Origin of the sequence: Sphingomonas sp. (genome assembly GCF_029239295.1) — a bacterium.
Lineage (GTDB): Bacteria > Pseudomonadota > Alphaproteobacteria > Sphingomonadales > Sphingomonadaceae > Sphingomonas.
This window is the reverse complement of the sequence record NZ_JAQZBC010000009.1, coordinates 1-13,134: the sequence shown is the minus strand read 5'-3', so window position 1 is coordinate 13,134 and position 13,134 is coordinate 1. Positions and strand designations below refer to the sequence as shown.

At 64.6% G+C, this 13,134-nt stretch carries 10 protein-coding genes; 5 read left to right on the top strand and 5 right to left on the bottom strand.

The genetic code is table 11. The features are described 5' to 3' along the window. The first annotated feature begins 94 nt into the window (after positions 1–94). From K0S66_RS10300 to K0S66_RS10290, 3 genes are read left to right on the top strand one after another with little or no spacing between them, the layout of a single operon-like run. Positions 95–1,123, top strand: a complete 1,029-nt coding sequence (locus K0S66_RS10300; protein WP_301075289.1) for a quinone-dependent dihydroorotate dehydrogenase — start codon at positions 95–97, stop codon at positions 1,121–1,123. Positions 1,124–1,155: 32 nt separating this feature from the next. Further along, positions 1,156–2,898 carry a gamma-glutamyltransferase family protein gene (locus tag K0S66_RS10295; RefSeq protein WP_301075288.1) on the top strand — a complete coding sequence of 581 codons (1,743 nt, stop codon included), beginning with the start codon at positions 1,156–1,158 and terminating at the stop codon, positions 2,896–2,898. Positions 2,899–2,938: 40 nt separating this feature from the next. Further along, positions 2,939–4,726, top strand: a complete 1,788-nt coding sequence (locus tag K0S66_RS10290; RefSeq protein WP_301075287.1) for a long-chain fatty acid--CoA ligase — start codon at positions 2,939–2,941, stop codon at positions 4,724–4,726. A 72-nt stretch (positions 4,727–4,798) separates the two neighbouring features. On the opposite strand, the gene K0S66_RS10285 is transcribed toward K0S66_RS10290, so the two are convergent. Together K0S66_RS10285 and K0S66_RS10280 are read right to left on the bottom strand one after the other, a co-directional pair. Continuing rightward, on the bottom strand, positions 4,799–5,827 hold the full coding sequence (locus K0S66_RS10285; RefSeq protein ID WP_301075286.1) for an aspartate-semialdehyde dehydrogenase: 1,029 nt from the start codon (positions 5,825–5,827) through the stop codon (positions 4,799–4,801). Positions 5,828–5,893: 66 nt separating this feature from the next. Further along, entirely contained in the window at positions 5,894–8,122 is a 2,229-nt protein-coding gene (locus K0S66_RS10280; protein WP_301075285.1) for a S9 family peptidase, read from the bottom strand. Between the two features lie 111 nt (positions 8,123–8,233). Between K0S66_RS10280 and K0S66_RS10275 the strand changes: the two genes are divergently transcribed. Beyond that, entirely contained in the window at positions 8,234–9,262 is a 1,029-nt protein-coding gene (locus K0S66_RS10275) for a potassium channel family protein (protein ID WP_301075284.1), read from the top strand. A 110-nt stretch (positions 9,263–9,372) separates the two neighbouring features. On the opposite strand, the gene rplS is transcribed toward K0S66_RS10275, so the two are convergent. The 3 genes from rplS to K0S66_RS10260 are packed head-to-tail and all read right to left on the bottom strand — an operon-like array spanning position 9,373 to position 12,016. Further along, positions 9,373–9,762: a 50S ribosomal protein L19 gene (rplS, locus tag K0S66_RS10270; protein WP_301075283.1), complete on the bottom strand. Its 390-nt coding sequence runs from the start codon at positions 9,760–9,762 to the stop codon at positions 9,373–9,375. Then, positions 9,759–10,493, bottom strand: coding sequence for a tRNA (guanosine(37)-N1)-methyltransferase TrmD (gene trmD / locus K0S66_RS10265; protein ID WP_301075281.1), 735 nt, complete (start codon positions 10,491–10,493; stop codon positions 9,759–9,761). Before trmD ends, rplS begins: the two co-directional genes overlap by 4 nt. Further along, the gene (locus tag K0S66_RS10260) at positions 10,490–12,016 is read right to left on the bottom strand and encodes a serine hydrolase domain-containing protein (RefSeq protein WP_301075280.1); all 1,527 of its coding nucleotides are present in this window, start codon (positions 12,014–12,016) and stop codon (positions 10,490–10,492) included. The genes trmD and K0S66_RS10260 overlap by 4 nt, the downstream gene beginning before the upstream one ends. Positions 12,017–12,117: 101 nt before the next feature. On the opposite strand from K0S66_RS10260, the gene K0S66_RS10255 reads away from it, so the two are divergent. After that, on the top strand, positions 12,118–13,023 hold the full coding sequence (locus tag K0S66_RS10255) for an NAD(P)/FAD-dependent oxidoreductase (RefSeq protein WP_301075279.1): 906 nt from the start codon (positions 12,118–12,120) through the stop codon (positions 13,021–13,023). Positions 13,024–13,134 lie beyond the last annotated feature (111 nt).

Here is a 13,134-nt window from a genome sequence, read left to right as displayed (position 1 = left end):
GCGTGCAGGCAGCGGAAATCAACCGTCGATTTTCCCCGATGCGACGGCTTGGCCGCCCTTGATCTTGAGGGTCGATCGGGGGCACCCGCTCGGCATGACCTTTCCGATGCGCCCCGCCCTGTTCGCCCTCGATGCCGAACGCGCCCATCGCCTCACCATTCGCGCTCTTTCGCTATGGGGCCGGATGGGTGCGCCCGGCGGCCGATCCGTATCCGATCCCATCCTGGCTACGACCTTGGCAAGCCTGAATTTCGCCAATCCCCTCGGCCTCGCCGCCGGCGTCGACAAGGATGGCGAGGCGGTGACCGGCCTCCACGCGCTCGGCTTCGGCGCGGTAGAGGTCGGCACGCTTACCCCCGTGCCCCAGCCCGGCAATCCCAAGCCGCGCCTGTTCCGGCTGGTGGAGGACGAAGCCGTCATCAACCGCATGGGCTTCAACAATGGCGGGCTAAGCGCCGCGCTCGAACGCTTGCCGACGAGGCGGCACGGCGTGCTGGGCCTGAACGTCGGCGCCAACAAGGATACGACCGACCGCGTGGCCGATTACGTGGCCGGCGTGTCGGCGGCGGCTCGCGTCGCGGATTATGTGACAATCAACGTCAGTTCCCCCAACACGCCGGGCCTGCGCGACCTCCAGCACGGCAGCGCGCTGCGCGATCTGCTCGCCGCCACCCGCTCGGCCGCCGGCAGCCGCCCCTTGTTCCTGAAGGTCGCGCCCGATCTTGATCACGCCGCAATTGATGACATCGCCGCGGCGGTGATCGATCACCGCCTAGACGCGCTGATCATCGGCAACACCACGATATCGCGCCCGCCGCTTGCCTCGTCGAACGCTGGCGAGAATGGCGGCCTGTCCGGCGCGCCCCTGGCCGTGCTTGCGCGTCAGAAGCTGACCGAGTTTCGCACGGCGACGGGTGGGGCGATCCCGCTTATTGCGGTCGGCGGCATCGGTAACGGCGTCGAAGCCTATGCGCGTATCCGGGCCGGCGCCAGCCTGGTGCAGCTTTACAGCGCGATGGTCTTTGCCGGTCCCGGCTTGCCCGTGCGTATACTTACAGATCTCGCGGCGTTGCTTCGGCGCGATGGCTATGGCTCGATAACCGAGGCTGTCGGCGGCGGTTGACGCAGCCGCCGCCGCCGATAGGGTCGCGCGCCATGAAGAACTTGCTGGCGCTCACTGCGCTGCTCGCCCCCGTTTCCGCGCTCGCTCCCCTTCCCGCGCTTGCCCAGGGAATGGTGACATCCGCCGATCCCCGCGCGACTGAGGCCGGACGGGAAATTCTGCGTGCCGGTGGCTCCGCGGCAGACGCCGCCCTCGCCATGATGCTGGCGCTGACCGTGGTCGAACCGCAGTCGAGCGGGATCGGCGGCGGTGGATTTCTGCTTCATCAACCGGCGAAGGGCCCGCTGGAGACCATTGATGGGCGCGAAAAGGCACCGATGGCCGCGACGCCGGACCGGTTCCTAGGCGCCGATGGGAAGCCGATCCCTTTCGTACAGGCATTTCCGGGCGGCAAGTCCGTCGGCGTGCCGGGCAACATCCGGCTTGCCGCACTGGCCAGCAAGAAATGGGGCAAGCTGCCGTGGAAGGCACTGTTCACCCCCGCGATCCGGCTGGCGGAGAACGGCTATACCGTGACCCGTCCAATGGCTTCCGCCAGCACCAACCTGACCCCGATGTGGGGCGGTGGCAGCACAGCAGTGGCCGGACCGGAAGGTGGCACCTCCACCGGCGTCGCCGACGCGGCGGGCCGTTTCCCGCAGATCGCCGCCATGTATTCGCGCAACGGCAAGCCGCTGGCGCAAGGTGAGACGATCAAGAACCCGACTCTGGCCAAGCTGCTCCGCAAGATTGCGGCAGAGGGGCCTGACGCCTTTTACACCGGCGACAATGCCAAGGCGCTGCTGACCGCGGTTACGACGTCAAAGGTCGCGCCCGGCGACATGACCGCTGCTGATCTCACCGCCTACCAGGCCAAGGAGCGCGCGCCGGTGTGCGGAACGTACCGCACCTACAAGGTGTGCGGGATGGGGCCGCCCTCCTCCGGCGCCACAACGGTGCTGCAGATCCTTGGCATGTTGGAACGGTTCGACCTGGCCAAGCTGGGTAAGGATTCGCCCGAATCGTGGCATCTGATCGCCGAGGCGATGCAGCTCGCCTACGCTGATCGCGACAAGTACCTGGGTGATGCCGACTTCGTCGACGTCCCGGTCGCCGGCCTGATCGACAAGGGCTACATCGCGCAGCGTTCCGCGCTGATCTCGCCGACGCGCGCATTGGGCCGCTATGAGCCGGGTACCCCGCCGGGTGCTCAGCCGCGCACCGCGGGTGATCAGCCCAACGAGCATGGCACGACCCATTTCATCGCTGTCGACCGCAAGGGCGATGTCGCGACCATGACATCGACGATCGAAATGCCGTTCGGCAGCCAGTTGATGGCGAACGGCTTCGTCCTCAACAACGAACTGACCGACTTCAGCCTCGCGCCTGAAAAGAACGGCGCGCCCGTCGCCAATCGCGTCGAGCCGGGCAAGCGGCCACTGTCCTCCATGTCGCCGACCATCGTCTATGATGCCAGCGGCACACCGGTCTTCACCGTCGGAGCAGCGGGCGGCAAGACGATCATCATGCAGGTTGCCAAGGCGATTATTGCGCATTTCGACTGGAAGCTGCCCGCACGCGACGCACTTGGCCTTGGCCTTGTCTTCTTCAACAATGACGGGATCGTGCTGGAACAGGGCACCATTCTGGCGCCGATGAAGCCGGCGCTGGAGGCGATGGGCCACAAGGTTTCCGTCGCTCGACTTGGGCTAAAGGCCAATGCGGCGGAAAAGACAGCCACCGGCTGGGTCGGCGCGGCTGATCCACGTGGGGTTGGCAATGCACTTAGCGAATAGCTAGCGGGAGGCGTAAGGAACGGCGAGGAAGAGGATCCTGATGCGCCAGCTTGAGCATTTCCCCAATCTCGTCACCATGTTCTTCACCCGTGCTGCCGAGCTGCGCGACGCGCCTTTCCTGTGGGCGAAGCGTCAGGGCAGCTGGCACGCGATCAGCTGGGCCGAGGCGGCGGCGCAGGTCGCAAGCCTCGCGACCGCGCTGAAATCGCTGGGCCTGAAGCCCGGGGATCGGGTGATGCTGGTCAGCGAAAACCGCCCCGAATGGTGCATCAGCGATCTTGCGATCATGGCCGCGGGCTGCATCACGGTGCCGACCTACACGACCAATACTGACCGTGATCACGCCCATGTGATCGAGAATTCCGGTGCGCGCGCGGTCATCGTGTCGAACCAGAAGCTGGCCGACACGCTGCTCAAGGCCGTGCTGCGCACCACCCATGTCGAAACCGTCATCGCGTTCGACCAGCTACGCCCCCGCCCGCTCGGTGTGCAAAGCTGCGACTGGGCCGCGCTGATCGCCGAACATCGCACCGATCCAGAGCACGTCGCGGCGCAGGCGACGTTCACCCGCACCGACACCGCCTGCATCATCTACACCTCGGGCACCGGGGGTGCACCGCGCGGCGTCATGCAGCATCACGGGGCGATCCTGCACAATATCGGCGGCTGCGCCGACGTGATCTCCGAGGATCTTGGCTGGGGCGACGAGGTCTTTCTATCCTTCCTCCCGCTCAGCCACGCCTATGAGCATACCGGCGGCCAGATGCTGCCGATCGCGATGGGCGGACAGATCTATTATGCCGAAAGTCTGGAGAAGCTCGCCGCTAATATGGAGGAGGTGAGCCCGACAATCATGTTCGTCGTGCCGCGCCTGTTCGAAGTGCTTCGCGCACGCATCACCAAGGCGATCGAAAAGCAGGGCGGCATGTCGGAAAGGCTACTGAACGCCGCGCTGGCGATCGGCGCTAAACGCGCGACCAATACCTTGCGACTGCGTGACCGCCCAACGGCGCTCGTCGTAGACCGCGTCTTCAAGCCACGCATCGCCGCCAAGTTCGGCGGGCGGATGAAAGCCATGGTGTCGGGCGGTGCTCCGCTGACGCCGGAAGTCGGCATCTTCTTCCAATCGCTCGGTGTCACCTTTCTCCAGGGCTATGGCCAGACCGAGGCTGGCCCCGTCGTCTCGTGCAATCGCCCGAAGATCGGCGTCACGGTCGACAGCGTTGGGCCGCCTTTGCCGCATACCGAGGTGCGGATCGCCGACGATGGCGAGATCCTGGTGCGCGGCGAGTTGGTGATGCACGGCTATTGGCGCAACCCGGCCGAGACGGAGCGGGTCCTGCGCGATGGGTGGCTGCATACCGGCGACATCGGCGTCTTCGATGACGATGGTCGGATCAAGATCACCGATCGCAAGAAAGACCTGATCATCAATGACAAGGGCGACAACATCGCCCCGCAGAAGGTGGAGGGAATGCTGACCCTCCAGCCGGAGATCATGCAGGCGATGATCGCGGGTGACCGCAAGCCGCATATGGTCGCAGTAATCGTCCCGGACCCGGAATGGATTCAGGAATTCTGTGCGACGACGAACACGCGCTGCAACCTGCCTTCATTGGCCAAGGACCCGGATTTCCGGGCCGTCATCAGCGCTGCAGTGGAACGGACGAACAAGGATCTGTCCGTGATCGAACGGGTGCGGCGCTTCATCATCGCCGATGAGCCGTTCACCATCGAAAACGAACAGCTGACGCCCAGCCTGAAGATCCGGCGCCATGTGCTACGCCAGGTTTATGGCGAGCGTCTGAACGGGTTGTACAAGGGCTGACCACTTAGACCAGCCAGGTCGCTGCCCGTCCATGCTCCTAGATACGCGAGTCACGGACGGGCAGCAATCAGGTCACGCAGCCTTCTTCAGATGCCGCCGGCCGAGCAGCTCAGCGATCTGAACGGCGTTCAGCGCCGCGCCCTTGCGCAGATTGTCGCTGACACACCAAAGCGCGAGGCCATTATCGACGGTGGGGTCGTCGCGAACGCGGCTGACATAGGTGGCATATTCGCCGACGCACTCGATCGGCGTGACGTATCCGCCGTCCTCACGCTTGTCGACGAGCATCACGCCGGGCGCTTCGCGCAGGATCCGCTGTGCATCTTCCGCCGATAGTTCATTCTCGAACTCGACGTTGATCGCTTCCGAATGGCCGACGAACACGGGCACTCGCACGCAGGTTGCGGTGACCTTGATCTTCGGGTCCATGATCTTCTTGGTTTCGACCACCATCTTCCACTCTTCCTTGGTGGAGCCGTCCTCCAGGAAGCTGTCGATGTGCGGGATGACGTTGAAGGCGATCTGCTTGGTGAACTTCTTGGGCTCGGCCGGGTCCCCGACGAAGATGTTGCGGCTCTGCTCGAATAGCTCGTCCATGCCCTGCTTGCCCGCGCCGGACACCGACTGATATGTTGCCACGACGACCCGCTTGATCGTCGCCGCATCATGCAGCGGCTTCAGCGCCACGACCATCTGCGCGGTCGAGCAGTTCGGATTGGCGATGATGTTCTTCGCCCGATAGCCGTCGATTGCCGACGGGTTCACTTCCGGCACGATCAGCGGCACGTCCGGGTCCATCCGGTACAGCGACGAATTGTCGATCACCGTGCAGCCAGCCGCGGCGAACTTGGGCGCATAGACCTTGGTCGCCTCGCTACCGATCGCGAACAGCGCCATGTCCCATCCGGTCGGATCGAAATGCTCGATGTTCTGCACCTTGAGCATCTTGCCGGTTTCACCATACTCGATCTGCTCACCGACAGACCGCGACGACGCCAGCAGCGCGACCTCGTCCGCCGGAAATTCGCGGTCGGCGAGGATATTGACCATCTCCCGCCCCACATTGCCGGTCGCTCCAGCAACAACCACCCGGTAACCCATCACAACCGTCCTTCATTCATGTCGGCGGCGACTTACCCGGCCGCGACATATTGTGCCAACGAAGCTTTACTTCCCGCCACTTTTCTTCACGTGACGATCGAGGAAGTCGAGCATCGTCGTCCACGGGTGAATGTCCCGCGCGGCGCCATGCGCCTTGCCGGGATACAGCATCATTTCGAACGGACGGTTCGCCGCCTGCATCTTCGCTGCAAAGGCAGTCGCGTTGTCGAGGAACACGTTATCGTCGGCCATGCCATGCATCAGCAGCAATGGATCGCTGATCCGCGTGGCGTCGGGCAAGGCGCTCGCCGCGTTATAGGCCGCCGCGTCCCGCGTCGGATCGCCCATGTAGCGTTCGGTATAATGGGTGTCGTACAGCGACCAGTCCGTCACTGGCGCGCCCGAGATGCCCGCCGCCAACACGCCCGGGTGCTGCTCCATCATCTTCAGCGTCAGATAACCGCCATATGACCAGCCATAGGTCGCGATCCGCGCAGGATCCACGAACGGCAGGGTCTTGAGATAGGCCGCGCCAGCGAGCTGATCCTCGACCTCGACACTGCCCATCGCATGCCAGATCGCATCCTCGAACTTCTTGCCACGGTTATCCGAGCCGCGGTTGTCGATCTGGAAAACGATCCAGCCCTGCTGCACCAGGAACTGGCGCAGCGGCATGTTGCCTGGCCAATCTCGCGAGACATCCTGGCTGCCGGGGCCACCATAATGCATGAAGAAGACGGGGTAGCGCCGCCCCTTCTCCAATACTGGCGTGATCATTTGCCAATGGAGCGGCGTGCCGTCGCTGGACTTGATCGTGCCGAACTGCGTCGGGCGATGCAGCGGCAGGTATGGCGCATAGGGATGATCCCCCGCCACCGCATTTTCGTTCACCCAGGCGATCCGCTTGCCATTGGTGTCGGCCAGATAGGTCTGCCGCGGCTGCGTCGGGTTCGACCGGCTGATGATGAAGCGGGTGCCGGTGGCGTCCGCTGCCGCGCCGCTCAACGACCAGCCAGGTTCGGTCAGCCTGATGATTGCGCCCGGCGCGTTCAGGTTCACGGCGTAAAGGTGACGTTCCAGGACGCCGTCCCGATTGCCGGTGAAGACGACCCGTCCGGATGCCTCGTTCACCGCGACCAGCGCGTCGACCACCCACTCACCCGAGGTCAGCTGGGTCCACTTCCCGTCCTTCCACCGGAACAGATGGCCATAGCCATCCCGCTCCGACCGCCAGATCAGGCTGCCGTCTTTCAGCAGGCGGTAAGCGTCGGACAGATTGACCCAACTCTTCTCGCCGGAACGCTCGCTGAACATCACGCGCGACTGCCCTGTCGCGGGATCAACAACCAGCATGTCCAGCGTCCGCTGGTCGCGTGACTGGCGTTGCACCAGCAGCGCCGAGCCGTCCGGCGTCCAGTCCACGCGCGCCAGGTAGATGTCGCGATCCGGCCCCAGATCGACCTTCACCTGACCTGAACCGTCGGGCTTCATGATGAACAGGTCGACCAGAACGTTGGGCGTGCCCGCTGCGGGATATCGCTGTTCGTAGATGCTGGTTCCGGTCGCGCCGATCGACGCGCGCGTGAACACGCGTACCGGCGCCTCGTCGAACCGCTCCACCGCGATCAGGCGATCGTCGGGCGACCACCAATAACCGGTGCGACGATGCATCTCCTCCTGCGCGACGAATTCCGCCTCGCCGAAATGGACCGTGCCGCCGCCTTCGGAGGTGATCGCTCGGGCCGCGCCATTGGCGTCGCCTACCCACAGGTTCTGATCGCGCACGAAGCTGACGAACCCGCCGCGTGGCGACACCACCGGGTTAAGCGCTCCCTTCGATCCTTCCAGCTTGCGTACATTGCCGTCGAGCGTGGCGACGAACAATTCGCCGTCCACCGGCACCAGGATCGATTTGCCGTCGGGCGACCAATCGTAATCGAGAATGCCCGTCTTGCCGGTCTTCGATCGATCACGCTCGCGCTGCATCTTCTCGGCTTCGGACAGCTCCGCGCCGCTACCGATCCGCTTGGAGTCGACCAGCATGCGCCACTGGCCAGTGCGCGTATCCATCGCCCACAGGTCGAACCGATTGCGCTCGTCCTCGCGCGGCCGCACCGACGTGAGCAGCGTTCCGTCCGGCGATAGGCGAAGCGCCTGCGGCTGCCCGCCGCCCAGGTCCGGGCTGGCAAAGACGCGCTGCAACGTCAGCGGCGTACCTTTCCCGGCCGGCTCAGCCACCGCGCTCATCGCATACAGCGCCAGTCCCATGCCGGCCGCCGCCATCCATATCCGCATTCACTTGTCCCGCTCGATTGGTTCCCGTCGGTTAGCGGCACCTGTCGTCCAGCGCAAAGTCCGTTGCGCTCTCACTGGATCAGTCCGCGCTCCTTGCTCTACAGCCATGACATGCGCCTGAAGAATCAGAACGAGGAGCTTCAGCTACGCCGGCGCAGTCGCTTGCCCGATTGGGCCAGCCTCTTGCTGCGGATCGTTATTGCGCTGCTGCTCGTGGGCATTGCCCTCGCCGGCCACTGGCTCGATCGCGAGGGGCTCCGCGACAATTTCGACGGGCATATCAGCTTCATCGACCTGCTGTATTTCACCATGATCACCGTCACGACGGTCGGCTATGGCGATATCGTTCCCGTGACCAACAGCGCCCGTCTGTTCGACACGTTTGTCGTCACGCCGATCCGGCTGTTTGTCTGGTTGATCTTTCTGGGGACCGCTTATGACTTCCTTCTTCGGCGCACATGGCAGCGGTGGCGCATGAAAGTCATTCAGCGCCAACTGACCGGCCATGTCGTCATTGCGGGTTACGGCACCAGCGGGACGGAAGCCCTGCGCGAGCTGCAACGCCGCGGGTGTGATCCTGCCAACATCGTCGTGATCGACCGTGACGAGCGGGCGCTTGCCCATGCCGAACAATGCGGTGCCGTCGTGCTTGATGGCGACGCGACGCGCGACAAGACGCTGGAGATCGCCCGGGTTGCGCAGGCAACCACCCTGATGGTGTCGGCTGGGCGCGACGACACCACAATCCTGATCGTGCTGACCGCGAGGCGACTGTCGGAACATGTTCGGATCAGCGCGGTGATACGCTCCGACGACAACGAGCCGCTCGCCCGGCAGGCAGGCGCCGACGTCGTCATCAACCCGGCGAGCTTTGCCGGGCTGTTGCTCGCGGGATCCACCAACGGGCCGCATGTTGCTGAGTATCTCACCGATCTGGCCGCCGCCCACGGCAGGGTCGCGTTGCGCGAGCGGGACGCCACGCCAGAGGACGTCGGCCGGCCACTGAGTGGGCTGACCACCGGCCTTGGCGTTCGCATGTTCCGCGCGGGTGTGTGCATCGGCTTCGACCAGCGGGAATCCGAATCGGTGCAGCTCGGGGACCGCATCGTAGAGATCGTGCGCGGAACAGCGCAGATCTGACCGGCAGCCACTGCGGGTCGGCAGCGGAGCGCACCCTCGCAAATCACGCAAACAAAAAAGGCGCCAGCAGCTTAGCTGCGGGCGCCTTTCCTGACTTGGTATCTAACCGCTTATTCGGCGGCTTCGGTCTTGGCCGGACGATTGTCGCGACGCTCGGCGATACGCGCCGACTTACCGGTACGACCACGCAGGTAGTACAGCTTCGCGCGACGCACGGCGCCCTTACGGACCACGTCGATCGAATCGATGTTCGGCGAATACAGCGGGAACACGCGCTCTACGCCCTCACCGAAGGAGATCTTGCGCACCGTGAACGAGGAACCCATGCCCTTGTTCGAACGCGCAATGCACACGCCTTCGTAGTTCTGGACGCGGGTACGCTCACCTTCGACCACCTTCACGCCGACCTTCAGCGTATCGCCAGGACGGAATTCGGGGATCTTCTTGTTCGCGGTCAGCTTCGCGATCTGCTCGGCTTCGAGCTGCTGGATCAGGTTCATCTCAACTCATTCCCATCGTCGCCGCGCGCCAGAGGGCGGTTGACCCGAGCACCGACGTGGCGCTCCCACAGGTCCGGCCGCCGTAGCCGTGTATCTTCCTCCGCCCGGCGCTGACGCCAGGCGGCGATTTTCGCATGATCCCCCGATCGCAGCACTTCAGGAATCGTGCGCCCTTCCCATTCAACAGGTCGGGTATAATGAGGATATTCGAGCAGGCCACTTTCATGGCTTTCCTCGACCCCACTTGAAGCGGCGCCCATTACGCCGGGAAGCAGCCGAACGCAAGCATCCAGCAGCACCAGCGCCGCGGTCTCGCCTCCGGAGAGGACATAATCGCCGATCGACACTTCCTCTATGTCGCGGCCTTCGAACAGCCGCTCGTCAAAGCCCTCGAAGCGGCCGCACAGCACGACTGCGCCTGGCTCAGCCGCCAGTTGACGTACCCTCGCCTGGGTCAGCGGCTTGCCGCGTGGCGTCATCGCCAGCACCGGCCGCCCCTGTCCCTGCGCGTCCAGCGCGGCGGCAAGGATGTCGACCCGAAGCACCATGCCAGCGCCGCCGCCTGCTGGGGTATCGTCGACCGTCCGATGCCGATCCGTGGCGAAGTCGCGGATGTTCACCGCATCGAGCGACCAGCGCTCCTCCGCCAGCGCGCGACCGGCAATGGCAAAACCAAGCGGTCCCGGAAACATCTCGGGATACAGCGTCAGGACGGTAGCATGAAAGGTCACTTGGCGGCGGTAAAGCTCAACACCTGAAGACTCAACGCCGGTGTCGGGGCGCGCTGCACCCGCCCGGCGACATTGCCGTTGGCGCAGGTCCAGGTGAAGGTGCCTTCCATCGCCGATATTGGCTTGATCGCGGCATCGGTGCGGCAGGCCCCGACCTGCTTCTTGAGGTGGGCGATGTCCTTGCGACGACGGGCGAGATCGCGATCGGGAACGACATTGTTGGCGAGTGGCGCGCGCGCCGGATCGCCGCTGCGCCACACCTCGCGCATGATGTCATAGGCACGCGTCAGTTCCGGCGAAACCGGCACCCCGCGCTCGTTCGCCAGCCCTGCCTGGCGCAGCGCGTACAGTGTCTGCGAGACTGGAAGCCCCGGTCCTGCATAGGTTCGATTGGCGAAGGCGAACACGCCCACGCCAGCATCGGGCAGCATCATCACGATCGATCCGTAGCCGGGGTAACCGCCCGAGTGCGTCACGATCCGGCCGACGTCGCAGTCGTTCACCACCTGCCACCCCATGCCATAGGCGCTCGCCACGCGGCACGGCTTGCCAGAGGCACCCGGGCGCTCGACCGTGTTGACGAAATTGGCGCCCTCAACGATCTCGCGGACCGTCGCGCGCTTGATCGGACCGTTGTCGGCGCCGTCGCGCGCGGGCCATGCGGACAGCAGGAACGACACCCAGCGCCAGTAATCGTTGGCGGTGGTCTGGACACCGCCCATGGCGCCGAAGGCGCCGTCCGCCATATCCGGTTCGCGCACCCATGCATCGTCCTGCCAGCGGTAACCTAGCGCTCGCAGATCCTGCGGGCCGTTCAGCACGTCATAGCCGGTCGATGTCATGCCCAGCGGCGTCATGATGCTGCTGCGGATATAGTCCTGATATCGCCGGCCGGAGACGTTGCTGACGATCCGCCCCAGCGTGGCATAACCAAGGTTTGAGTATTCCATGCGAAGCCCCGGCGCCTGCGCCAGCGGCACGCCGGCCTTCAGCATCGCGGTGAAGGCAGGCTCCGACAGCGGCTGCTGCCGATCGCCCCAGGGATTGTCTTCCACGAACCCGGCGGTGTGATGCAGCAGGTCCGCCACCCGCGTGCGCCGGCTGTCGGCCGTGGGATAGCGCCAGTTGCGCAATTCGGGGACATAACGCTCCGCCGGGGCATCAAGCGACAGCCGATCCTCATCTCGCAGCTTCAGGATCGCCATGGCAGTGAATGCCTTGGACATGGAGGCGATGCGGAACTGGCTATCGGCGGTGATCGGCCGGCGTGTCGCCGTGTCCTGCACGCCCAATCCGCGCACCAGCACCAGCTTGCCATCCTTCACCACGCCATAGACCAGACCCGGTACGTGTGCGCTCTTCATCCAGGCGTCAAAGAAGCCGGTGATCTGCGGCTCTATGGCCTCGACCGAAGCAGCACTAACGCTTTCAGGTGCGCCGACGGTGGTCGGGGCAGCGCCCTGCGCTGCTGCCGCAGTGGGCAGGGTCAGTAACAGGGCAGCAGAAAACACGCGGATCTTCATGGTCGTCCCCCCGAGAGATTTCACCAAGCGATACCGTCCCTCAGGGCGGCGTCAACGTTTCGGCTATGGAACCAGAAAGCCGCAGATGCGCTCCGGACGCCATGCACGACTGCGTCATCATCGGCGGCGGGCCGGCGGGCCTCACCGCAGCGATTTATCTCTCGCGTTTCCACCTCGACATCGCCTTGTTCGACAGCGGCGACAGCCGGGCGGCCCTGATCCCCTGCACACACAATCACGCCGGCTTCCCCGGCGGGATCAGCGGAAAGGACTTGCTCGCCCGTATGCGACAGCAGGCCGCCGCCTTTGGCGCCAGATCGCACAACGCCGTCGTCACCGCGATTGAGCCCGGCGACGATACCTTTGTCGTCCGTACGGCGGAGGGCACGACGAGGGCGCGGACCATCCTCCTCGCGACCGGCGTAGTGAACAACCGGCCCAAGATGCCGAACGAGCTGCATGACGAGGCGCTTCAGCGTGGCCTGCTGCGCTACTGTCCCATTTGCGACGGCTATGAAGTGACCGACAAGCGAGTGGGGGTTATCGGCACCGGCGCCCATGGAATGCGAGAGGCGCTATTCCTGCGCGGCTATACCCGCGACGTCACACTGATCGCACCAGAGGCGGAGCACATGCTCGACGCCTCCTGCGCCGATGCGCTGGACAGGGCCGGCATCGCGCGCATTGACGGGCCGTGCGGCAACTATTCGATGGAGGGCGATCAGCTCGCCTTTGACACCGCCCGCGGCAGGATGAGCTTCGATAGCGTCTATCCGGCGCTCGGCTCCCAGATCCGCTCCGAACTGGCGCTCGCCGCGGGCGCGCGGGGCACCGACGATGGCTGCATCGTCACCGACGAACATCAACGCACCACCCTGCCCGGTCTGTATGCTGCCGGCGATGTGGTGAAGGGGCTCGATCAGATCAGCCACGCCATGGGTCAGGCCGGGGTTGCGGCAACGACGATCCGCAACGAGCTGAGCGAGCGTCAGCCGCTTCGCCGGTAAGCGCGCGACCTAGTTTGATCCCACGATTTGATGGTGCGATCCTTTCGTTGGAATGGAAGGAAGCCGTATGGGACAGGTTCGTCATGGGTGCGCCACGACCACGCACGCCGT